Genomic DNA, 22,936 nt, shown 5'->3' on the forward strand with positions numbered 1-22,936 from the left:
CGCTGTTTGAAATACATGAAAGGTATGTGGCTAAATTATTTATGTGAAAAACGCATAAATCTAGTCCTTGGTCTAAAATGTTTGGTTTTGGATTGATGATAACCGTGTGTCTAAATGTATCTATCTTTATGAAGAGATAGCTCATCTAACTTGTTTGAAATTTTCTTTTTCCTTGGGGGAACGATGAAAAATTTACTACTTAATTTTTGGCAAGATGAAGACGGCGCTACAGCCATTGAGTATGGACTGATTGCGGGTTTGATTGCTGTTGTCATTATTGGAACATTAGCTGCCCTAGGAACCGGCCTGGACGAAATGTTCAGTAAGGTGCTAGAAAAGCTACCAACAACCACCACCACTTAATGGATCAGTTGGGTTATTTGACTTTGTCACTCTGTAATTAAATATGCTGTATTTTTTCTATATATATAGTTTATTGTTTTTTTCTATTTCTATAGCCTACAGCGATTTTAAGTACAGAAAAATACCCAACTCTTTATTAATTTTATTTTTATTGTTGTTCTTGGGTATACGACTGGTTCTGGGCTTTCAGGCTGAACTACCCCTAGGGGTAGTCAGTAACTGGGCCCAGGCTGGTTTGGGTTTTATGGCTGGTTTGCTGCTGTTCTTTCCTTTGTGGATCATGCGGCAAATGGGGGCAGCTGATGTGAAGTTGATTGCTGTGTTGGGTCTTGCGGTAGGTTGGCAGGCGGGTGTGCTAATTGTGCTTGGGGGAAGCCTGTTGGCGGGCGTGCATGCGTTGGTGTTAGTGTTACTTCCCAACGTGGAAAAAAAATACGGTTTTTCCTTACCTGGCTTACGAGTTAAAGCACGCAGCATCCCTTTAGGTGCATGGTTGGCAGTCGCGTTATTGGGGTGGTTATGGATGCAGCTCTACATAAAATAATTAAGCAGCGTGGTGCTTATGCGCTTGAGTTTGCCCTTGTTTTTCCTATTCTTTTTATCCTACTCTATGCCTTGCTTAGCTTTGGTTTAATGATGACCGCCCAGCAGGCATTGAACTACGCCGCTGAAACAGCTGTGAGGGTAGCGTTAATGTCGCCTCCGGCGGGTCAAACTCGAGAAGGGCGTGCACTCGCTAGTGCACGGGCCAATTTAAGTTGGCTAAGCAACTGGGTGGGGACGGAGTCGCTACGCTATGACATTGAACATCAAGACAATCGCCTGCGATTAAGTATTCATTACTCTTATGCTCAAGCTCCGTTAATGCCAGTGCTTGGGCCTTCCAGTGTGTTTGCTTTTTTACTTCCTAATCATTTGGTGGGCGAGGCGAGCGTTAACCTTTCTGTGGCTGGAGTAATCGGAGAGTCGCTATGACGTCTTGGCATCTTCAGAAAGGAGTAGCAGCCATTGAGTTAAGTTTGGTTTTAGGGCTGTTGCTGATGCTTTTTTCTGCGTTGCTCAGCTTTAGTGCGCTGTTTTTGGTGCAACAAAAAATAACGCATTTGGTCGGGGATGCGGCGCGCGAGAGTGCGATATGGCAGCACTCAGAAAACACAGCAGAGCGCTATGCGAGAAACAGTACTTTGCTCAGGGATTACGTACAGCGTGCTGAGCAAGAGGATGCTTGGTTGAGCAGGCTGGCGGGAGAAATACGCAGTACTTATGAAGAAAATCAGCAAGGTAATAATAGAACCGCTCACTTCAAGGTGACGGTTGCTTTAAAAAGCTGGTTTCTGGGGAATGTGCTGGGCATATTTTCTAGTAATAAATTGGATCAGTTACAGGCTGAGGCTACGATCTTATTAAAAGAGGGGAGACCATGAGTAGTGTCATGAAGGGGATAGCGCTGATATTGCTGCTCATGGCGGCCGCGCTGATCGGTTTGGCGGTGTGGTTGGGCATGCAGCCCAAACCTGTACCAGCACCGGTTCAGCTAGAGCAGCGTACCGAGCAGTCTCCCGCCACGCCTTTACATCCAGTGGTGGTGGCTGCCAAGGAACTAAAAGCCGGTATACGTTTAAGTGCTAACGACCTAGAAGTGGTGCAGTGGCCTGTCGCTCCTAGTCAAGCATTTGACAACATGGCTGAACTGGAAGGCAAGATGCTGCGTTACCAAGTCGAACAGGGAACGCCTGTATTGGCAAGCTCCTTGGCACTTTCTCTGGCTTCTTATCTAGCACCTGGCGAGCGTGCGGTTACCATCCCGGTAGATATCAATTCAGGGGCAAACAATCGCGTGTTACCAGGCGATCTGGTGGATGTGTTTTTCACTTTTAGCAGTAGCGCAGAGGTCAGTAACACCCAAGCCCGTTTGCTGATGCCTAGGGTGAAGGTGCTCGCTTACGGGCGTGATTCGCTTGCAGGGCCAGAGCAGGCGGAGAGCACTCCTGCCAGGCAGGACAGTCAAGTACGTAACGCTATGCTGGCAGTCCCAGAGGCAGCGGTGAATGAGCTGTTGTTAGCGGTGCGTAGTGGTAGCTTGCAATTAGTGCTACGTTCCCTAGAGGATGAGTCTATGCCCAATGTAGCCTTGTTTCCCGAGTTTGCGACATTGATGCCAGCTAAAAAAGAATTAAGTTCTGAGCAAAAAGAGGCCTTAGAGGACCCCGCTAACCGTGCCTTAGCTGGCTTGAGTTTGCGTGAGTTCTCGCTTAGCACAGAGCCGCTCGAACCTATACGGCAGGCCACCTATCCGTCGGCGCCTTCAGACAACGGGCGGCGGATTGAGGTGATTCGTGGTGGAAAAATTGAAGTCGTGCAATTTTGATTGGGCCTGAGAAAATGATATTACAAATAAGAAAAAGCCTTGTTGCGTTAAGTGTTACGTGCACGATAGGTGTGGGGGCTGTAGCAGGGAGCGCGACGGTGGTGTATGCGCAAAGTACGGCAGCCAGCGCCGCCCAAGCTTTACAGCTAGTGGCAAACGATCAGGACATCTTACGTTTTCCTCAAGTTCCCCAACGGATTGCTATTGCCGACGATACGGTAGCTCAAGTGCATTTGTTGACGCCTGTTGCTGGGCAAGGTGGTGAAGTGTTAGTGGTAGGGAAACGACCCGGAAAAACAGATTTACGTGTGTGGTTACCAGGGCGTCAATCAGCGCAGCGTTGGACGATCACGGTCACCAGCCAAATAGAAGAAAAACTCAAACATAATGGGCGTATGGTCCATGCTGATGTGAGTACTGCTGGCAGCCAAGCCTTGCTAACTGGGGAATCTGAAACTTTGCTGGATCACCAAGCAGCTTTGGCGGCTGCGCAGGAAAGTGGCGACACGTCTGTACTTGATCTATCCCAAATTAGCACCAGTGGTATGGTTCAGGTAGAGGTTAAGGTGGTCGAAGTATCCCGTGAGGTGATGAAAGATATTGGCCTAGATGTCAGTGCTATGCATGGCAGTCGTTGGACAGGGGCCTCTAACTTGCTGCCCCGGGCAATTAGTGGCGGTTTGAACGTGATGTATCGTTCGCGCGACTTTAATGCGACCTTGAATCTACTAGAGCAGAACGGTTTGGCGCGCGTGTTGGCAGAGCCTACTTTGGTAGCGATGTCCGGCCATAGCGCGAGTTTTTTATCTGGGGGCGAAATACCTATACCTGTGTCGGGTGGTCTGGGCACTACCACGGTGGAGTACAAGCCTTTTGGTATTGGCTTGACGGTATCGCCTACGGTGCTGTCACCGGATCGTATTGCATTAAAGGTGGCACCAGAAGCTAGCGAGCTGGATTTTAGTACGGTTGTAGGCTTAGGTGAGGGGGCCGTCATGCCGGCCATACGTACACGCCGAGCCGACACCACTGTCGAGTTGGGCGATGGTGAAAGTTATATTATTAGCGGCTTAGTCTCACGCCAAACCAGCGCTGCCGTGAAGAAAATCCCTTTTTTAGGTGACTTACCTATCTTGGGAAGTTTTTTCCGTAATGTGCAATATAGTCAAAAAGAACTAGAGCTGGTGATTGCGGTGACCCCTCGTTTAATTAAACCTATTCAGCAAGGCGTCGCACTTAAATTTCCTGGTGAACGCCAAGAAAAAGTCGATGACGCACCGAATGCGTGGGGCTATTTTTTAATGGGTCGCCACGGATATGAGCAAATGCCTGGTTTCTCTCGCTAATAGGACGGAGCGAGTATGCAGTCGATTCATAAGGAATATATGCTTGTCACCGCTGACTCGGCTTTAGTTCAGCGTCTCAACGAGTTAGCGCCACAGGGTATGCATTGGCGAGCGGTTCCACCTACCGTCGAGTGTCTACGCCAAGCTTGGCCAGGTACGGGCTTGACACATGTGTTCTTTGATTTTTCTACCGCTCAGTTAAGTACACAGATGGGTGCGCTAGTACGCGAGTTTCACCAGTGGGATATGAGCTGTCGGCGCGTGGCAATAGGCTGTAGTGACTCGGCACAGATAGTGCTGGACGCTTTGCGGGCAGGGGTGCACGAGTTTATCGATTTAAGTCAGCCTGACCGCATAGCTAGTGAATTATTACGTATTACAGAACAAGGCTCTCAGGCATCGCAGCCCATGGTGCGTAATTATCCGCACGTGATGCTATTGGGAGCTCGAGCGGGAATAGGAACGAGCTCCTTAGCAGCTAGTTTAGCGTATCTAGTGCAAGTCCATATCAATCAGCATGCTCCTCGTGCACACGGTGAAATCAGTAATCTACCCCTGCATGAGCGCGCCTGCCTCGTGGACTTAGGGTGGCCAATAGGCAATGCCTCCTTGTATTTAACGCTGAGTGGTGATTTCACCTTCATTCAAGCCGCGAGTGAGCGACACCGTTTAGATAACACTATGCTAAGTGCTGCATTAGCTCAGCATCCTAGCGGTTTAAATGCTCTGAGCTTGCCCTCCGACCCATATAGTTTGCAGCAGTTAAACATCGCTGATGCAGTGAGCTTGTGTGCTTATCTGCGTAGCACTATGGCTAGCGTTGTAATAGATGGCGGTGGCTTTCCTAATGAGAGAGTCTTGCAAGAGCTAGAAGCTCCCGAGGATGAGTTGTTGGTGCTTGTGGACCAAAGCTTAAGCTCTTTAGTGGCATTGTCTGATTTGCTGGCAAGGCGAGCTGAGCAATCCTTGACTAAGCGGCCTAAGTTAATCGTCAATCAGTATGACAGTCGCTATGGCTTAGCCGCTGAAGCCATAGCAAAACGCTTTGATTTAGAGCTTTTGGCCGTCCTGCCAGACCGTCGCATGGAGCACTTGCGGAGCGCAAGCATGGGGCAACTTCTAGTACAAGCGCGCGAAAAAGATAGTTACTCACGTGCTGTGCAAGCGTTACGCGACACATTACTTAGTTCACATCGAACCCTATCACCCCCAGGGGGAAGTAGCTTTTGGGGCAGTCTTAAGACCAAATGGGGGGCGGTAAAACCGCGTAAAAATAAGGTCACTGTATGAATACCATGTCCATCGTAGGAGGCGCTCCCGATTTGATGCAAGTTCGAGAGCAAGTGCATGAGCATTTACTGGCGCGCATTGAGGAGTTAGGCGCTGAGTTTGGGCGTTGGTCGCGCCAAGCTATTCAGGATTTTGTTGGCATCGAGGTAGCTAGTTTTGTGCGTCTGCAGCGTATTGCCATTAATGAAATGGAGATTCGTGAGCTGGTGCAACGTCTCACCCAAGAGCTGGCAGGCCTAGGGCCACTTGAGGACTTGCTTAACGATCCTGATGTTGAGGATATCCTCGTCAATGGTTATGCGAGTATATTTGTCTCGCGCGGTGGGATGTTAGCCAAAGAGGCCAGTCAGTTTACGGACAATCATCATGTGCTCCGCATTGTTCGGCGTATTCTGGCGCCACTGGGCCGTCGCTTGGATGAGTCAGTTCCCATGGTGGATGCACGCTTACCCGATGGCGGTCGCCTCAATGTGGTCATTCACCCTCTGGCGGTAGATGGCCCCATGGTATCCATACGCAAATTTCGTAAGGATCCTTTAAAGCCAGACGATTTGCTGCAACTGGGGGCATTTGATGAGGCAATTTATCACTTGTTGGACAGTGCTGTAGCAGCGCGTTGTAATATTTTGATTTCGGGTGGAACCAGTTCGGGTAAGACGTCTTTACTGAATGCACTCGCATTTTTTATCCCCAAGACAGAACGTGTGGTAACGGTGGAGGATACGGCAGAACTAGCGTTGAACCACCCCCATGTGGTGCGCCTTGAGGCACGTCAAGCTGGGTACGATGGGGGTGGCGAAATCACTATACGTGACTTGATACGTAATAGCTTGCGCATGCGTCCAGACCGTGTCGTGGTAGGCGAGGTGCGTGGGGCTGAGGTGATCGATATGCTGCAAGCCATGAACACGGGGCACGAAGGCTCGATGGCAACTATCCACGCTAACTCGCCGCGGGAATGCTTGTATCGCATGGAAATGTTGGCCGGCTTTGCAGGCTTCCAAGGCAGTGAGGACAGCCTGCGTAGGCAGATAGCGAGCGCCTTAGATTTTATTATTCAAATAGGTCGTTTGCCCAATGGCAAGCGCCGAGTGTTGTCGATTACAGAAGTGACAGGCATGGGTGATGGGGTGATCGCCATGCAAGAACTTTATAAACACGAGAGTTACCTTGATGCAGAGGGGCAAGAGGTCGATCGTTGGCCTAGTTTAGGTATACATCCTCATACCCGGAAGCTGAGTACGTATCGCGATCAGTTGAATGCCACAGCGCGTGGGCAAGAGTCTACTGAATCTAAAGACAACAGTAGTTTTTGGGATTGGAGGCGGTGACATGTACGCGGTGCTCATTGCTTTAGTGGCGGTATTGACGGCTTTAGTGGCTGTGCTGCTATGGTGGCAGGCAGAGCGCCAGCGTGAGCGACTCTTAAGTCAGCAGGTGTTAGAGCGGCAGCTAGAGCGGCGTTCGCATCCAACTGATAACGCCCCGCGTGCGTCAGAAGTATGGCGCAGTGCCCCTAAAAACTGGCAAGAGCGTCTGCTACGGGCGGGCATCCCGCTTACCCAAAAATTGCTGCTTAGCTGGTGCCTACTATGTGGCCTTCCTCCCGTAGTTATTTATCTCTGGCTGGGCTGGTTGCCCGCCTTAGCGTTAGGGCTAGCTATGCTTGTTGCCAGCTATACGTATTTGTGGTTTAGAACCGATAAAAGGCAACGTAAAGCAATCGCCCAAATACCTGAGTTCTTAGATTTAATGGTGCGTTTAATCACCATAGGTCAGAGTATGGGAGCTGCATTTTTAGGTGCGGTTGAGCAAACATCGGCACCGTTGGGCGAGGTCTTACAAGAGGCCAAAGCCCTACATCAGTCGGGCCAAGAGCTTGATCAAGCATTACGTACCGTGGCTCGCCACTATGGACTGCATGAGCTGTTTTTAGTGAGTTCTGTGATTGGCGTGGCCATTCGTTTTGGGGGGCGTAGTGACCAGACCATGGAGCGTATGGCCGGCTTCATGCGTGACCGCGAAAATGCACGACATGAATTAGTAGCCATGTCGGCAGAGGTACGTCTGTCTGCATGGGTGTTAGCTCTTTTGCCGGCTGCTATCGCGGTATATATCCTGATCTTTAATCACCATCTTTTTATGACGATGTGGTTAGACCCCTTAGGGTTTCGGATGTTAGTGGGGGCACTGTTGTTACAGCTAGGCGGATGCTATTGGCTGTATCGGATGGCAAGAAATGTTTAGGAGAAAAGCATGCTGAGCTGGGACCCTCAAATCATACTGTTGTGGGCAGGAGCCTTGTGCGGAGCCGCTAGCCTATTGCTATTAGTGGTGTGGATGGGGGTAAGTTGGCGTCAACGCCAGCAAGGAGCGCATTTGCGGCGCGTGGTCGCCCACCGGGCCGGTAAAGAGCATAAGCAGGAAAATAGTCGGCCTGTTTCTGCGGCTGAGCAGTTTAAAGATAGGGCTAGCTCTGTCGGGGAGCTGTGGCTGCAAGGACGCTTTGGGAACAGCTTGTTGGCTAAGGAAGATAGACAGCTTCTCAATAACTCGGGCTATCGTGACTTACATTTGGCACGTCATTATTTTGTGTTGGCTCGCGGCGTATTGAGCCTGGGTCTAGCCTTGCTATTTAATTTTCTGCCAGGGGTTAGCTTATTGAATACGACGCTGCCTTTTGTAGCCAGCTTTTTTGGCTTTGCTTTGGGGTGGATGCTGCCTAAGTGGTTCTTAATGCACCGAGCATTGCGCCGTCGCCGGCAAATAGCTGAAGAGCTGCCCTTGTTTGTGGATATGTTGCGCTTGTTACAAGGGGTGGGTTTGTCTATCGACCAGACTTTACACACCATAGAGCGAGATTTTCAAGATGTGCTGCCTGTTTTGGGGGCTGAGTTAAGCATCGCCATAGAGCAATATGCCCGTGGGCGTACCCGCGCTCAGTCTTTGGAGCGCCTCGCAAAAAACTATGGCAATGACGATGTGGATCTGGTCTGTCGTTTAATTACGCAAGTCGATCAGCATGGTGGAGCGATGCAAGAGCCTTTGCATCGTTTCGGAGTACGTTTACGTGAGCAGCGGCGTTTAGAGCTCAAAGAGCGTGTCGGTAAATTAACGGTAAAAATGACGGGAGTGATGGTGCTCACGTTGTTGCCCGCTTTGTTGATTATCACCGCAGGCTCGGGGTTTCTAGCACTTTTTCGTGGCTTGGGTCGAGTGGCGGGGGGATAAGAATGAAAGGGCAAACACGCAAGTGGATGATGGTGCTGGCGCTAACTGCTTTAGTGACGGGGTGTGCAAGCAAAACGACAGACTCGGCCTATGAACTCATGCGTGAGCAGCAGGAGCAGCAAGCGTATGTACAAGGTAAAGAGATAGAACACTGGGAAAAACGTAAACCCAGTAATCGGCAGATGGCGCTGCAAATGTTAGAGCAAACTGTACAGCAGGGTAAATACTTCGCCGCTTTAGCCTATGCCGATGCCATGCAGGCCCAGTTTGGCGCGGAGCCTGCATTGCTGATTTTACGGGCTGAGGCCTTGCGTCAGACGGGGCAGTTGCCGGAGGCTGGTAGCCTGTATCAAACATTGGTGAGCACTTCCGAAAGCGCACGGGCTTGGCAAGGTTTGGGCCTAGTGTCGGGAGCGCAGCAGAACTATTCCAAGGCTGCCGAGTATTTTTCACAGGCGGCTCGTTTAGAACCGGCCGATGCGAGCGTGCAAAGTGATTTAGCCTATGCCAGCCTGCGTGCAGGCGAGCTCGCTCAGGCACGCTTGGCCTTAGGAAAAGCCGCTGAGTTAGAGCCTGAAAATCCTCGGATACTGAGCAACATGGCGTTATTTTTGCTGGTCAGTGGTGAGCCCAATAGAGCTACTTTTGTCATGCAACAGGCTGGCTTATCTGAGCAGGCACAGTTGGCCGTAGTGAATATGGCGGCGGATGTGCTAGAGGAGTTGCAAGCTATTCATGCTCACAGAGAGCGCAGCCGCTCCTCGTTGTTGCCTGCCATTAAAGGTAGAGCATCGGGCATTTCGACTTCCGCGCCCCTGACAGTGGTCAGTCAGCCCGCGGTAGATCAGGCTTTATCGGGACACCGTCCGTTATTGGAAAGCATGGTTTCCGGTACTTACTAGGCTAAGGATTAAAAAATGAACCTCAAGAGCACTGTGATGGCACTGGCTGGGCTACTTTGCTTCAACGTAGCGACAGCGCAAACGGGGCCGTTAACGGCTGATATACAGGCACCAGTACAAACCTTCTCTATTGCCGATCAGGATAAATCGGGCAGCACAGAATCCGGGGCAGCGAATGCTGAGCCTGAGCCTTATCAACGATATGACTTAAGTGCTAAGCAGGTGCATCCCTGGCCAGAGGCTGAAGGCTTAAATCCAACTGTGCAGACAGGACGGCGACATATTCCTCCCGTTATAGGTATTGGAGACGATACCCGCCGCTTACTACGTATGCAGGCTGATCCACAACGGGCTGGGCGTGTGGTCCCCGTATCAGGAGCCGCTGCCAGCCGAGCCTGGGAGCGTTACGTTAATAGTTTTACACATCCAATACCCGAGTTCATGGAAGAACGAATTTCTACGGGTTCTACCCGTTAAAAGTTCTAGGAGTATAGCTATGTTCAGGCGCTTTTATGAGGTAACGACTCGCTCTGTGCCCCAGCAAGGTGGTTCCATCATTGTGCCTGCCGCTGCCGCTATTCTTGTGGCTTTACTCTTGTTGGGAGCAGCGCAAATAGGCCAGTATTATTACCTTAAGCGCGAGCTACAAAATGCAGCAGATTTGGCGGCTTTGGCGGGGGCAAATGCTGTGCAGATAGATGGCAATCAGATTGTGTGCGGGCCCGCTGAGCACAGGGCAAAAGAGAGTGTAAACAGTAATAGTATTTCTATGCTAGCCGCTATGGAGGCAGACAGTATTGAGACTATGTGTGGGATCTGGGATCGGGCAACCACTACGTTGAGTGTTTCCAATACGATCGACTCAGACCAGTTGGTAGGGGTGCGGGTGGACCTAGAGCATCATGTAGAGCCGATGTTTCCGTTCATGAATGGCGTAACTCTGGCAGCACAGGCAGTGGCAGTGTCACAGTCAAGGTCCGCAGCGGTGTTCTCGGTGGGCAGCCGTTTGTTAGCATTGAAAGATAAAGGTTTAGTTTACTCTTTGCTGAAAAGTGTGGGAGCAAAGCCGCAGGTGCTGAACTTGCTGGATGCTCAGGGGATCGCCAGTGCATCTATTACTGCGTCGGGGCTTCTAGAGCAGCTTAATTTGCCTTTGGATATATTGGCTGGGGTGGGGACACCTGATGAGCTGGCAGACGCTAAAGTTAATCTGCAGCAGTTAATCAGAGCTACCGTGCTGGTATTAGATCAAGAGCAAGTGGCTAATGTCGCACTTCTTACATTTTTGAATAAGCTAGAAACAGAAATCGCAGCTTATAGACGCAATGATGGTTCTTTGCTTATTGCTCAGCCCGTGAGCTTAATAGGTGATAAGGGGCTGTTAAATATAGCTGAGGGTACAAACGCTGCATCGGTGGCGAATATGAAATTGGATGTGGTTCAGCTTATTAGCTCATCATTGATATTAGCAAACGGAGGCAACGCTTTATCTTTAGATCTAAGCTTAATTGATCTAGGGCAGTTAAGTTCGGCGGCTATAAAGGTTTCTATTGTCGAGCCTCCGGTTGTTGGGGTTGGGGGCACCGGGGCATTCGCCCGCTCAGCAGGTATTCGCTTGTTACTGGAAGTGAAACTTAAGGTGGATCTACTGCTCGTTTCAGTATCAGTTGAGCTACCCATCACGATTAATGTGTCGCAATCAACAGCTATTATCAGAGATATCTGTCCAAATAACGAAAGACTAGCTCAAATCGAGGTAGTTAATTCGCCTGTGATGGTCTGTGCAGGAAACTATTCATTAGTAGGTGGCGTTACTCGTTGCGATGGAGCGTCAGCCTTGAGTGTTAAGGCGTTGGGATTGGATTTGGTAGGAATTCAGCTATTTGCAGAAGCTGAGGATACCGCTGTAGACGGGATAGAGTGGTTGGGTTTTGAAAGTGGGTATGAGCAATCGAAGACGATTGGTGCAGACCTAGCTGTGGGTAAGTTGGTTGTCACTGCTTTATCTAAATTAAAGTTGAGTCCCAACTTATTGGGCGTCAACTTACCCTTAGGTTTAGGCAGTTTACTTGGCTTGGTGTCTCCAATTCTAGATTCTTTAGCCACATCGGTAGATGGGGTATTAAATGTCGTTTTGCAGATGTTAGGTCTACAAGTCGTAGAAGCGGATGTTGACTTGTTGGATATACAGTGCAATCAGCAGTCTCACTTGGTTTATTGATAAGGCAAAAGAGTGATTAAATGAGCAGTACTTTCCTTTCCAACGAGCCTATCTTATATGTTTGGGAGGGTTCTTCCGACTTGGCGCTGCGTGCAGAGCGAGCGATGGATAACACGGCTGTTGCAGTCTTGAGAGTCGATGCTGGAGTGCGGCTAGATCGTGCTCATTATATGACTGAGCATGCGGTGGCATTGGTTTCGGTGAGCGTCATGGCAGACGGTATTTTTGATCAACATGAGTGGTTGGTAGAGCATGCTATTCCTGTTATTTGGGTGGCCTCGCAAGAGCGAACCTATGATCCTCGCTTTTATCCTTCTGCTTATTCTTATACCTTACCGCTGTCATTCAGCGCGGCCGATTTACGCAACCTAGTGGCTAAGCTTTCGGGCTTGGTGATGCAGGCGGAGTTACCGTTGGCAACTGGCACAAGGCCTATGGTGGCGGTGTCGCCTGTCATGCGTGGATTGCTAGCGGAGGTCGAGCTTTATGCCGACAGTCAGGCCAGTGTGTTGATACACGGGGAAACTGGGGTAGGGAAGGAGCGTATAGCCCAATTGTTGCATGATCGCTCCAAGCGAGCTAAAAGCCCGTTTGTGCCAGTCAATTGCGGTGCGGTGCCCGAAGGATTATTTGAAGCACATTTTTTCGGTCATGCCAAGGGGGCTTTTACGGGGGCTATAGGTGCACATAAAGGGTACTTTGAGCAAGCCGATACGGGCACTTTATTTTTAGATGAAATCGGTGATTTGCCCCTGCATCAGCAAGTGAAACTGCTGCGTGTTATTGAACAACGTAGCGTCACGCGCCTTGGAGCAGTGCAAGAGATACCTGTAGATTTTCGTTTGGTCGCGGCCAGCAATAAAAACTTGATTGAGTTGGTGCAGCAAGGGCAGTTTAGGGCTGATCTGTATTATCGCTTAGCTGTTGTCGAGTTACGTATCCCTAGTTTGGAAGAGCGCGGTGCAGAGGAAAAAATAGCAATTTTTACGGCTCTCTTAGAGCAAGAATTACAATCTGACGTAGAGGATATTCCACAGTGGGTGCTTGATAGCGTAGGAAGCATGCGTTTTGATGGTAATGTGCGAGAGCTGGCAAACTTAGTAGAGCGAGTTGCCTTGATGAACCGTCAGTTTGGAGCGTGGGAATCGGTGCAGTTGCAGCAGGTGCTGTCCCGGTTTGGACGTTTAGGACGACACGCCCCTAGCACCAATGACTCGCCAACCGTATTAGCCACGATCGCCGACCAGTCAGCCAGCATACAAGTTGAGTTAGAGCGTTTGTCTGAGGTTGAGCGCGAGGAGCGTGAGCGGATTGTACAGGCATTGGATAAGCATGCTTGGAGGCGTCAAGATACCGCTGCTTATTTAGGAATTAGCCGCAAGGTGCTGTGGGAGAAAATGCGCAAACTTACCATTACCGCGCAAGTCTCTCAAGCAACTGGTTAAAATATATTAATTATTTAATTAAAATGTATATAAGGGAAGAGATTATGCTGCATCCGCGTGGATGGACGAATGCGCTAACAGCGACAGGTCTGGTATTGGCGTTAACCGCATGCAGTTCAACGTTATCACCAAAGCAGACTGCGGTGAATCAAGTAGATGAGCCCGTGCAGGATGTGCAGGCCGTGGCAGAAACAGAGGTCGTCATCGCTCCCGTTGTCACCCCGCAGCAAAGTAGTACTGCAACCGAATTACGCCAGTTGATTCAACAAGGGGGGGCCCAAGAGCTTCGGACCGCCTATAACGGTCGTTTTGGTGCGAGTTTATTATTTAACCCTGAAACGCTTGATTATTATGTAGTGTTATTTCAGCAGCGGGAGTTTTGGCGCGTATTGAAAACACGTGATTCGAGGGTCGCCGAGCAACAATATGCCCGCTATGCTCAGGATAGCGCCGACTTTGCTGCGGCCGAGATCGAGCGTATCACCTTACAGGCAGAGGTAAACAAAGCCGAGAAGGAGCTCTTGGAACGCGCCGACGAGTTAAGTGTGTTACAAAACGACGTCCAAGAGCAACGTCGCCAAGAGGCATTGGCGATTGCCCAACGTGAACAAGCGCGTCGTGAGGCGACTGCTTTAATGCAACAAGAAAAAGAGACACGTGAGCAACTACAGGAGTTGCGTCGCCAAATCAAAGCGCTGGAACAACAGCGTAATCATTTGTCCGGAGATGTGAACTGAGCGCGATGGCGTCGCTTAGCTTAGGCCCTACGCGTGGAGCATAGGGCCTTTATTTTGACAGGTAGTGCATGCCTTCTTCCAGTCCAGCACCCGTTAGTGGGTACATGTGGTCGTGAAAGATGTTTTTAATAATAGCGATAGATTGCCGATACTCCCATCCTGCACGGGGCTCGGGGTTTAGCCAAATGGTTTTAGGCCAATGATCCAACACACGTTGCAGCCACGTGGCACCGGTTTCCTTGTTGTAATGCTCGACCGAGCCGCCTGGGTGGAGAATTTCATACGGGCTCATGGTGGCGTCACCCACAAAAATAACGCGCCAATCTTCGTTGTAACGCCTTAGCAAATCCCAGGTTTCGATCCGCTCATTTCCTCGACGTGAATTTTGTTGCCACACTGACTCATACAAGCAGTTGTGAAAGTAATAGACGTCGAGGTGTTTAAATTCGCTACGAGCGGCAGAAAATAGTTCCTCGACTTGGGCAATGTGGTCATCCATGCTGCCTCCCACGTCCAGTAACATCAACACTTTTACCTTGTTTTGTCGCTCGGCCATCATTTGTAGGTCAAGTAGGCCGGCATTACGGGCGGTAGCGCGTATGGTGTTGGGTAAGTCTAGCTCGGTTTCTTGACCTTCCCGGGCAAAACGGCGTAAACGCCGTAGGGCCATTTTGAAGTTGCGGGTGCCTAGTTCTTGCTGGTCGTCATAATCACGAAACTCACGTTCTTCCCATACCTTTACCGCAGTACGATTGCCCGCAGAAGGTCCGCCGACACGTATGCCTTCGGGATGATAACCACCATGCCCAAACGGTGACGAGCCGCCGGTGCCTATCCATTTATTGCCTCCAGCATGGCGTTCTTGCTGTTCTTGCAGGCGCTCTTTAAACAGTTCCATCAACTTATCCCAGCCATGTTTTTCTATGGCTGCTTTTTCTTCGGCGGACAGTTGTTTTTGGAATTGTTTGATTAGCCAATCCAGAGGGATTTCTTTGTCTTTGGGTAAGCTGCGTTGATGCAGTTCGTAGAACTGTCCAAATGCCTGATCGAAACGATCGTAGAGCGTTTCGTCTTTGATAAGTATTAAACGTGCTAAGTAGTAGAACTGGTCGAGCGACAAAGGCATGAGGCCTTTGCGTAGAGCATCAAGCAAGGCTAGGTACTCTTGTACGCTAACCGGTAATTGGCGAGCACGAAGGTGATAAAAAAAATCAAGCAGCATGCTGTTGCAGTCGATAAAGTAATTGGGCCTTAGACTCGGGCCATTCGGCAGCAGTCAGGCTGTACATCATGGTGTCACGCATAGTGCCGTCGCGGCGGCGGGCGTGATGACGAAGGCAGCCGTCGAACTTAGCCCCCAAACGCAAAATGGCTTGTTGCGAGGCATAGTTGTAGTTATCAGTACGCCAACCCACCAAGGCAGCCTCTAAACTTTCAAAGGCGTATTCCAGTAGTAGAAGCTTACAGGCCGTATTCACGTGACTGCGCTGAACGCTTTTTGCATACCAGGTGTAACCAATTTCTAGGCGTGCGATGCCCGGAACGATGTCGTGATAGCGAGTGCTTCCTAGCCAGCGACCCGATGCTAGGTCTTGTACGGCAAAGGGTAGCATATGGCCAGCCGTGTGACCGTTTAGTGCCTGTTCAATATAGGCTTTCATGTCTTGGGGCTCGGGTACGCTGGTCACGCGTACACGCCATAGCTCACCGTCACTGGCTGCTTCACTGAGGGCGTCTGCGTGCCCCAACTGCAGTGGCACTAAGCGTACGCCGTGGCCTTCTAGGGTAATGCTGTCTAAAACAGGCTTAAAGGCTCGGTTCTGCATTAGCGCCGTCCTGCACGGCTCATGGCCGCAAGTCGTTGTAAAAGAGTGAGGTCTTGTTCGTTTTTCAGTAAGGCTCCCGCCATGGGCGGCAAGCCTTCGTCTAAAGATTGTACTTGCTGGGGATTAATCTGGGCCCCCAGAAGTAACTGTAACCAGTCTAGGAATTCTGACGTGGAGGGTTTTTTCTTTAACCCTGGGGCGTCGCGCAAGGCGTAAAACGTGTTGAGCGCGGCTGCCAAAATGTCAGCGTTGATGTGTGGGTAGTGAACCTGAACAATTTGCGCCAAGGTTTCGGGCTCGGGAAAGCGGATATAGTGGAAGAAACAGCGACGCAAGAACGCGTCAGGCAAGTCTTTTTCATTATTTGATGTAATGATAATAAGGGGCCTGTGCTTAGCACGCACGGTGTCACGCGTCTCGTACACGTGGAACTCCATTTTGTCGAGCTCTTGCAACAAATCATTCGGAAATTCGATGTCTGCTTTATCAATTTCGTCAATCAACACGACGGTAGGTTCGTCGGACTCAAACGCTTGCCACAGCACGCCCTTGACGATGTAGTTGCTGATATCGTGAACTTTATCGTCACCTAACTGCGAGTCACGCAAGCGAGATACTGCATCATACTCATACAGACCCTGTTGAGCTTTAGTCGTCGATTTAATGTGCCATTGTAATAGTGTGCGTCCCAAACTTGCGGCCACCTCTTCCGCTAACAAGGTTTTTCCTGTGCCTGGTTCACCTTTAATCAAGAGGGGGCGCTGTAGGGTGAGTGCGGCGTTAACGGCTAGCTTAAGGTCGTCGGTGGCGACATAGCGCTCAGAACCTTCAAAGCGTGCGGGCGAGGCCAAATTATGGTTTCTGTCAGTCATTGAATTACGATTCCACGAACGAGCTGTTTATTTTGTGTTTCAAAATTTAAGAAGTGGTAGGACGTGTAGCCCCTACCATAACAGTTTATTCACCTACAATTGTAGTCACACACCGGTCAGTAGCATCAAGAGCACAGTTCCGTGTGACATCGTTTTCTTTGCAACGCGGACCACAGGCTCAGGCCGTTTTTACAACTCTTTAAGAAAGCCCATTGCTATGAAGAGATTGATAATGATACGGTTTTTCGCGTGGATCATGACAGGCAGTGTGCTTGCCATAGGGTATGTACCCCCAAGCTTGGCACAGGACTCCGCCATCAAAGCAAACCCCGCCGCCGCTCCCGACAAAATATCTATGTGCATAGGGTGTCATAGCTTGCCTGGATACAAAGCAAGCTTTCCCGAGGTATATCATGTACCGATGATTGCTGGGCAACATGCACAATATATTCAGTCTGCTTTACACGCCTATGCTAAGCAAGAGCGCAGCTTTCCTACGATGCATGCGGTCGCAGCCAGCTTATCACAGCAAGATATTGCTGACATTGCGGCCTACTACGCTGGCTTACGGCGTTGAAGGAGACCTTATGTATAGGAAGAAATATTTGTTAGCCTGTATTAGCTTGCTGTGGGCGGCTCAGGTGCCCGCTCAGCAGGTAGGTGCGCAGGTGTGGCAACAGTATAATTGCGCCTCCTGTCATGGTGATGATGCACTTAGCGCGCAGAGTCCTGAGTATCCTGTGCTGGCAGGCCAGCACGCGGATTATTTGGAGCAGACTTTGCTTGCCTACCAAAGAGGGCAAAAACAGGAAGTAGGGGGGGCTAATGTACGTAAGAACCCAGTAATGGGAGCCATGGCCGCCAATTTAAGTACGGTAGAAATTAAACAAGTGAGCCAGTGGTTGGCCAGCTTGCCCAGCCCCTTGTCGCACAGCCGCTAAGGCACAGTTATGTGCTAGCGATCACGTGTACTGTGTCGTAGGATAAGCTCTATGTAGCGCTCATTGTTTAATGGGGTTCCCAAACGCTGGCTATCCCATAAGACCTCACCTAGCGCTTCCATAATAATGTGGCTGGCGTTATGCGCATCGTGGCTTAGCAGCAGTTGTTGATACGCTGCTTTGATTCCTGGCGGCTGATCAATGGACAGTTGCTCGTCTATGGCTAAATGCATAGATAAATGCAAGAAGGGATTGCTTTTGCCTTGCTCCACAGCATAGTCTTGTTGTAGAGCATCGGGGTCAGTTAAATCTTGATGGTATTCGGGATGCCGTTCGATCAACTGCACCGCCATGGTTTCCAACGGTGTCAAGACATGCTTGCCCAAATGTTTTTGCCACGCCTCAACAAAAAATTGACGGACTTGATCGCGGGAGGGATTGAACATAGTTTGATTACACGCAAAGCAGGCGATAAACCTGGTTGAAGAACAGAAACACTGATTGTAAACTGCCTCTGAAATACTGTGCTCACGCACGGTACTGTAAAAATCACCGCCCCTTTATATGCAGTTTAAACAGTACAAATCAGCGTAACGCAGCAAGCTTGTCATAGAACTGCAGTTTTTTTGCTTGAATTTACGTTAAACTCTTATATAAGACTCGAGAAACGCTGGCGCGTTCCGTGTTCGCCTGTTTTCTATTCCAAAATTGGAGCACTACTGGAGCATCCATGTCTTATCAGCACATAAAAATCCCGGCGTCGGGACAGAAAATTACGGTTAATGCAGACTACTCACTGAACGTACCTGACGAACCCATTATCCCTTACATCGAGGGTGATGGTACAGGCGCAGATATCAGTCCTGTTATGATCAAAGTGGTCGATGCCGCGGTAGCGAAAGCGTACGACGGCAAACGCAAAATCCACTGGATGGAAGTGTACGCGGGTGAAAAATCCACTCAGGTATACGGCCCCGACGTATGGCTACCAGAAGAAACCCTAGACGCAGTGAAAAACTACGTTGTGTCTATTAAAGGTCCTTTGACAACGCCTGTTGGCGGCGGTATCCGTTCTTTAAACGTTGCCTTGCGTCAGCAACTAGACCTGTACGTTTGCTTGCGTCCTGTGCGCTACTTCCAAGGCGTACCTTCTCCCGTACGTGAGCCACAAAAAACCAATATGGTTATCTTCCGTGAGAACTCTGAAGATATCTACGCAGGTATCGAGTTCGAGGCGGAATCAGAAAATGCCAAGAAATTGATCGATTTCTTGCAAAACAACTTGGGCGTTAACAAAATTCGCTTCCCGAATACTTCTGGTATCGGTGTTAAGCCAGTGTCCCGTGAAGGTACGCAGCGCTTGGTACGTAAAGCGATTCAATACGCTATCGACAACGATCGTTCCTCCGTTACCCTGGTTCACAAAGGTAACATCATGAAGTTCACCGAAGGTGGCTTCCGTGATTGGGGTTACGAATTAGCCCAACAAGAGTTCGGTGCTGAATTGATCGACGGCGGCCCATGGTGCAAATTCAAGAATCCTAAAACAGGTCGCGAGATCACTGTTAAAGATTCTATCGCTGACGCATTCTTGCAGCAGATCTTACTACGCCCAGCCGAGTACGACGTAATTGCCACACTGAACCTGAACGGCGACTACATCTCTGACGCCTTGGCTGCTCAAGTAGGCGGTATTGGTATTGCTCCAGGCGCTAACTTGTCTGACTCTGTAGCCATGTTTGAAGCTACCCATGGTACAGCTCCTAAATACGCTGGCAAAGATTACGTGAACCCAGGTTCTTTAATCTTGTCCGCCGAAATGATGTTGCGTCACATGGGTTGGACAGAAGCCGCTGATCTGATCATCGCTAGCACAGAAAAAGCCATCACTTCCAAGAAAGTCACCTATGACTTTGCACGCTTGATGGAAGGTGCCACGCAAGTTTCTTGCTCTGGCTTTGGCGACGTCATGATCGAAAACATGTAATTTTTTACGTGTGTCGTCTAAACCCGCTTAGCAGTAAATGCTAAGCGGGTTTTTTTATGCTTACGGCTTGTTTATTGACGGTGTGCGATACAGGGGCAAGTTTTTACACCAAGGCGGATAATTTAATTTTTCGGTAACGGTCTGCTGTATTTCAAGGCGTGTTAAAACGAGTCTTTAGGTTAGTATGCAGACGGTCTTATGCGTCCGTGTCACCGTAAGGCAATGCTAAGCTGCTGTCATTGATGTCAGTTTGGTTCTAGTTACCAAGGAGAGCTAAGAATGAAATATCGGGTTAAAACCTCTGTACTTACGTTAGCGGCGGCAGTGTGTACAGCGTTGGCGGCTCCCGCAGCCTTAAGTTGCACACGCTTCATTTATCACGGTGCCGACGAGCAGGTCATGACGGCTCGTTCTATGGATTGGAAGTCCGACGTAGAAACCAATCTTTGGATCTTTCCACGCGGCATGGAGCGCACGGGAGAGGCGGGTAGCAATTCACTGAAGTGGACCTCTAAATACGGTAGTGTGATTAGTTCTGGTTACGATATTTCAACCACAGATGGTTTAAATGAGAAAGGGCTTTCTGCAGGTGTATTGTGGCTGGTAGAGTCGAAATATCCTACAGATAATGATGGAAAACCAGGTTTAAGCATTGCGATTTGGGCGCAATACATCTTAGACAACTTTGCTACGGTACAAGAAGCAGTGGATTATTTGCAAACTGAACCCTTCCATTTGGTAACGGATCAAGTGCCGGGCGAAGACAGGTTAGCAACTTTACATCTTGCCTTTTCCGACGCCAGTGGCGATAGCGCGATTGTTGAATACATAGACGGTAAACAAGTGATCCATCACAGCCCTGCCTATCAAGTGATGACCAACTCGCCTACTTACGATCAGCAGCTTGCCTTAAATTCGTATTGGAAAGAAATCGGTGGAACAGTGTTTTTACCGGGTACCAATCGCTCTGCAGATCGGTTTGCGCGGGCCGCCTTTTATGTGGACGCTATTCCAAAAACTCCCGACGCGGTGGAAACGTTAGCCAGTGTATTTAGCGTGATTCGTAACGTATCGGTTCCTTATGGAATCAGCACGCCTGATCAACCCAATATATCGTCGACACGCTGGCGTACCGTAGCGGATCAGAAGCGTGGTTTGTACTTTTTTGAGTCAGCGCTGACCCCTAACGTGTTTTGGGTTGATTTACACAAAGTTGATTTTTCAGCTGAAACAGGAAAAGTAAAGAAATTAGTGTTGGGTAAAGATCAACGTAATATCTTTTCGGGTGAGGTCAGTGAGTTGTTTGTTCCAAGCAAAGCCTTTACATTTTTAGGGGTGTAGTCTGCACCAAAGCGTTCCGTATACAGGCCTGCAGGATGGCTTGAGGGAGCTTTCCAGGAGTAGTAGGTGGGGAATGTAGCGTGGGGAGGCTGCTGTGCTTCTGTTATTCATTTCTTTATAGGGATAATACGAACACATTTCAGCATATATCAGTGCATTCCCTAAGTGTGACATTGTAATAATTACTGCACAATACTATTCATGCAGGTGAGGAGACTACAAGCCCAGTTATAAGGGCCGCTGCAAAAAGCAGCATTTTCATAAAAGCAATAAAGCAGTACACATAACAACTAGAAATAGAAAAGGGCCAGTGAGAACTGGCCCTTTTCTATTCTTGCTCTAATTTGTCTATGTTGCGTAGTAATAGCTTCACTGCCCCCTGTCCGCCTTCATGCTCGGCGCACTCCACGTACGAGAGTACGGCGTCTAGCTGGCGTAACCAGAGCCTAACTGTACGTGGCAATAGGGGGTCGCCTTTGGAGCCATAGCCTACCCCGTGCACAATACGTACGCATTTAAGTTGGTGCTCTAGACATGATGATAGAAAATTATCGAGTCGTTCGCGGGCTTGATCTACGTTGGCTCCATGGAGATCTAGGCTGGCAGTAATCGGCCATTTGCCTTTAATCAGGTTGCGCATGACATCCGTGCCGCAGGCAGGGTTACGGTATTGGCGGTCATTGCTTTCTGCCTGAGCCGAGGTGTACTGATCTGACACAGGAGTGAGCGCCACGTTGGGTGTAGGTGCCCCTTCAGCGTGTCGTCTACGCTCTTGCAATATAGGATCATGCCGTACTGCTGCGCTAGTAGGGCCGCGAAGGACAACGTCAGGGTGACGTAAAGGCTTTACTTGGGCGTAAGCTTGACGCAGCAAAGCTCTATCTTCGGGGCTAAAGCTCGTTCCTAGTTCAGAAGTGTTGCTTTGCTCAACGAAGGAACGTAGCGCTGGCGGGCTGGACTTAGACTGCCCCGGGTCGGGCGGTCTAGGCTTTTTTCGCTTTTGAGGCTGCGCCACTGTCGGCGCAGTTTTTTCTGCTTGTTCGACCTGTTTACGCAGTTGCTTTAGGTCAGCCAGGCTACGAGCAAGTGTTTTGGGCTTACTCTGCTTCATCCAACCACCGCTGTGCATCCAAGGCTGCCATGCAGCCGGTTGCAGCACTGGTAATAGCTTGACGATAAATATTGTCTTGTACATCACCTGCTGCGAAAACTCCCGGCACGGAGGTCATGGTAGCCAGACCTTTTAAGCCACTACGCGTGGTAATGTAGCCATCGTGCATATCGAGCTGTTGGGCGAAAATGTCTGTATTGGGCTTGTGACCGATGGCAATGAATGCACCGGTTACGGCTAGATCTTCCGTCGTATCGGTTTGCACATTGCGCAAGCGCACGCCTGTTACGCCACTGTTATCGCCCAACACTTCATCTAATACATGGAACAGTTTGAGCTTAATATTTCCGTTGGCCACTCTATCCATTAGTTTGTCCGTCAGTATGGCTTCGGAGCGGAACGTATCACGACGATGCACCAAGGTAACTGTTTTGCAGATATTAGAAAGATACAAGGCTTCCTCAACCGCCGTATTGCCGCCACCCACCACAATAACATCCTGATTTCTGTAAAAGAAACCGTCGCATGTGGCACATCCTGACACACCTCGACCCATAAATTCTTGTTCAGAAGGCAAGCCAAGGTATTGTGCAGAAGCTCCTGTGCATATAATCAGGCTATCGCATGTATAGGTGGCACCGCCGTCACCAAACAAGGTAAATGGGCGCTTGCTTAAATCGACCTTAGTAATTTGATCAAAGATCAGTTCAGTTTCGAAGCGTTCTGCGTGTGCTTGGAAACGAGCCATTAGGTCAGGGCCTAATACACCTTGTGCGTCGGCGGGCCAGTTGTCCACATCGGTGGTGGTCATAAGTTGGCCACCTTGTTCCATACCTGTAATGAGGACCGGCTTCAGATTAGCGCGAGCGGCGTATACTGCAGCGGTATATCCAGCAGGACCTGAGCCAAGAATCAAGACTTTAGCGTGTTTGGTTGTAGACATCACAGAAAATCC

At 49.6% G+C, this 22,936-nt stretch carries 25 protein-coding genes; 19 read left to right on the forward strand and 6 right to left on the reverse strand.

Annotation, left to right across the window (positions count from 1 at the left end):
• Positions 1-183 precede the first annotated feature (183 nt).
• The 15 genes from OSH01_RS12255 to OSH01_RS12325 are packed head-to-tail and all read left to right on the forward strand — an operon-like array spanning position 184 to position 13,903.
• A complete protein-coding gene (locus OSH01_RS12255) occupies positions 184-363 on the forward strand; it encodes a Flp family type IVb pilin (RefSeq protein ID WP_266124405.1) in 180 nt (59 codons plus the stop codon).
• Positions 364-406: 43 nt separating this feature from the next.
• A complete protein-coding gene (locus OSH01_RS12260) occupies positions 407-907 on the forward strand; it encodes an A24 family peptidase (RefSeq protein WP_266124406.1) in 501 nt (166 codons plus the stop codon).
• Positions 883-1,338 (forward strand): TadE/TadG family type IV pilus assembly protein, encoded by a 456-nt coding sequence (locus OSH01_RS12265; RefSeq protein ID WP_266124407.1) that lies wholly within the window; start codon positions 883-885, stop codon positions 1,336-1,338. The genes OSH01_RS12260 and OSH01_RS12265 overlap by 25 nt, the downstream gene beginning before the upstream one ends.
• Positions 1,335-1,787 carry a TadE/TadG family type IV pilus assembly protein gene (locus OSH01_RS12270; RefSeq protein WP_266124408.1) on the forward strand — a complete coding sequence of 151 codons (453 nt, stop codon included), beginning with the start codon at positions 1,335-1,337 and terminating at the stop codon, positions 1,785-1,787. Before OSH01_RS12265 ends, OSH01_RS12270 begins: the two co-directional genes overlap by 4 nt.
• Positions 1,784-2,731 carry a Flp pilus assembly protein CpaB gene (gene cpaB / locus OSH01_RS12275; protein WP_266124409.1) on the forward strand — a complete coding sequence of 316 codons (948 nt, stop codon included), beginning with the start codon at positions 1,784-1,786 and terminating at the stop codon, positions 2,729-2,731. Before OSH01_RS12270 ends, cpaB begins: the two co-directional genes overlap by 4 nt.
• Before the next feature lie 14 nt (positions 2,732-2,745).
• Positions 2,746-4,077, forward strand: a complete 1,332-nt coding sequence (locus OSH01_RS12280) for a type II and III secretion system protein family protein (protein ID WP_266124410.1) — start codon at positions 2,746-2,748, stop codon at positions 4,075-4,077.
• A gap of 15 nt (positions 4,078-4,092) precedes the next feature.
• Positions 4,093-5,367, forward strand: a complete 1,275-nt coding sequence (locus OSH01_RS12285) for a P-loop NTPase family protein (protein WP_266124411.1) — start codon at positions 4,093-4,095, stop codon at positions 5,365-5,367.
• Positions 5,368-5,372: 5 nt separating this feature from the next.
• The gene (locus OSH01_RS12290; RefSeq protein WP_376918104.1) at positions 5,373-6,698 is read left to right on the forward strand and encodes a CpaF family protein; all 1,326 of its coding nucleotides are present in this window, start codon (positions 5,373-5,375) and stop codon (positions 6,696-6,698) included.
• A gap of 1 nt (position 6,699) precedes the next feature.
• Positions 6,700-7,614: a type II secretion system F family protein gene (locus OSH01_RS12295; RefSeq protein ID WP_266124413.1), complete on the forward strand. Its 915-nt coding sequence runs from the start codon at positions 6,700-6,702 to the stop codon at positions 7,612-7,614.
• A 9-nt stretch (positions 7,615-7,623) separates the two neighbouring features.
• On the forward strand, positions 7,624-8,598 hold the full coding sequence (locus OSH01_RS12300) for a type II secretion system F family protein (RefSeq protein ID WP_266124414.1): 975 nt from the start codon (positions 7,624-7,626) through the stop codon (positions 8,596-8,598).
• Positions 8,599-8,600: 2 nt separating this feature from the next.
• A complete protein-coding gene (locus tag OSH01_RS12305) occupies positions 8,601-9,500 on the forward strand; it encodes a tetratricopeptide repeat protein (protein ID WP_266124415.1) in 900 nt (299 codons plus the stop codon).
• Positions 9,501-9,515: 15 nt separating this feature from the next.
• Positions 9,516-9,977 carry a DUF3613 domain-containing protein gene (locus OSH01_RS12310; RefSeq protein ID WP_266124416.1) on the forward strand — a complete coding sequence of 154 codons (462 nt, stop codon included), beginning with the start codon at positions 9,516-9,518 and terminating at the stop codon, positions 9,975-9,977.
• A 19-nt stretch (positions 9,978-9,996) separates the two neighbouring features.
• The gene (locus OSH01_RS12315; protein WP_266124417.1) at positions 9,997-11,721 is read left to right on the forward strand and encodes a pilus assembly protein TadG-related protein; all 1,725 of its coding nucleotides are present in this window, start codon (positions 9,997-9,999) and stop codon (positions 11,719-11,721) included.
• A 20-nt stretch (positions 11,722-11,741) separates the two neighbouring features.
• A complete protein-coding gene (locus OSH01_RS12320; protein ID WP_266124418.1) occupies positions 11,742-13,166 on the forward strand; it encodes a sigma 54-interacting transcriptional regulator in 1,425 nt (474 codons plus the stop codon).
• Positions 13,167-13,210: 44 nt separating this feature from the next.
• Complete coding sequence (locus OSH01_RS12325) at positions 13,211-13,903, forward strand: DUF2968 domain-containing protein (RefSeq protein ID WP_266124419.1); 693 nt, start codon at positions 13,211-13,213, stop codon at positions 13,901-13,903.
• Positions 13,904-13,952: 49 nt separating this feature from the next.
• Here OSH01_RS12325 and OSH01_RS12330 read toward each other — a convergent pair whose 3' ends face one another.
• Genes OSH01_RS12330 through OSH01_RS12340 form a run of 3 tightly spaced genes read right to left on the reverse strand, consistent with a single transcriptional unit; the run spans position 13,953 to position 16,601 of the window.
• Positions 13,953-15,125, reverse strand: coding sequence for a vWA domain-containing protein (locus OSH01_RS12330; protein WP_266124420.1), 1,173 nt, complete (start codon positions 15,123-15,125; stop codon positions 13,953-13,955).
• Positions 15,115-15,729: a GNAT family N-acetyltransferase gene (locus OSH01_RS12335; RefSeq protein WP_266124421.1), complete on the reverse strand. Its 615-nt coding sequence runs from the start codon at positions 15,727-15,729 to the stop codon at positions 15,115-15,117. The genes OSH01_RS12330 and OSH01_RS12335 overlap by 11 nt, the downstream gene beginning before the upstream one ends.
• Complete coding sequence (locus OSH01_RS12340; protein WP_266124422.1) at positions 15,729-16,601, reverse strand: AAA family ATPase; 873 nt, start codon at positions 16,599-16,601, stop codon at positions 15,729-15,731. The genes OSH01_RS12335 and OSH01_RS12340 overlap by 1 nt, the downstream gene beginning before the upstream one ends.
• 256 nt (positions 16,602-16,857) lie before the next feature.
• Between OSH01_RS12340 and OSH01_RS12345 the strand changes: the two genes are divergently transcribed.
• Both OSH01_RS12345 and OSH01_RS12350 read left to right on the forward strand, forming a co-directional pair.
• Positions 16,858-17,178, forward strand: a complete 321-nt coding sequence (locus OSH01_RS12345; protein ID WP_376918105.1) for a c-type cytochrome — start codon at positions 16,858-16,860, stop codon at positions 17,176-17,178.
• A gap of 10 nt (positions 17,179-17,188) precedes the next feature.
• Positions 17,189-17,542, forward strand: a complete 354-nt coding sequence (locus OSH01_RS12350) for a c-type cytochrome (RefSeq protein WP_266124424.1) — start codon at positions 17,189-17,191, stop codon at positions 17,540-17,542.
• Between the two features lie 14 nt (positions 17,543-17,556).
• Here the strand turns inward: OSH01_RS12350 and OSH01_RS12355 are convergent, their stop codons facing one another.
• The gene (locus OSH01_RS12355; protein ID WP_266124425.1) at positions 17,557-17,988 is read right to left on the reverse strand and encodes a DUF1841 family protein; all 432 of its coding nucleotides are present in this window, start codon (positions 17,986-17,988) and stop codon (positions 17,557-17,559) included.
• A gap of 284 nt (positions 17,989-18,272) precedes the next feature.
• Here OSH01_RS12355 and icd point away from each other — a divergent pair, with 284 nt between their 5' ends.
• A complete protein-coding gene (gene icd, locus OSH01_RS12360) occupies positions 18,273-19,529 on the forward strand; it encodes an NADP-dependent isocitrate dehydrogenase (RefSeq protein WP_266124426.1) in 1,257 nt (418 codons plus the stop codon).
• 279 nt (positions 19,530-19,808) lie between these two features.
• On the forward strand, positions 19,809-20,870 hold the full coding sequence (locus OSH01_RS12365) for a linear amide C-N hydrolase (RefSeq protein WP_266124427.1): 1,062 nt from the start codon (positions 19,809-19,811) through the stop codon (positions 20,868-20,870).
• Positions 20,871-21,198: 328 nt separating this feature from the next.
• On the opposite strand, the gene OSH01_RS12370 is transcribed toward OSH01_RS12365, so the two are convergent.
• Together OSH01_RS12370 and trxB are read right to left on the reverse strand one after the other, a co-directional pair.
• Positions 21,199-21,981 (reverse strand): Smr/MutS family protein, encoded by a 783-nt coding sequence (locus OSH01_RS12370; RefSeq protein WP_266124428.1) that lies wholly within the window; start codon positions 21,979-21,981, stop codon positions 21,199-21,201.
• Positions 21,968-22,924: a thioredoxin-disulfide reductase gene (gene trxB / locus OSH01_RS12375; protein ID WP_266124429.1), complete on the reverse strand. Its 957-nt coding sequence runs from the start codon at positions 22,922-22,924 to the stop codon at positions 21,968-21,970. Before trxB ends, OSH01_RS12370 begins: the two co-directional genes overlap by 14 nt.
• Positions 22,925-22,936: the final 12 nt, after the last annotated feature.

The sequence above is a fragment of the Alcaligenes endophyticus genome (assembly GCF_026344035.1).
Lineage (GTDB): Bacteria > Pseudomonadota > Gammaproteobacteria > Burkholderiales > Burkholderiaceae_B > Alcaligenes > Alcaligenes endophyticus.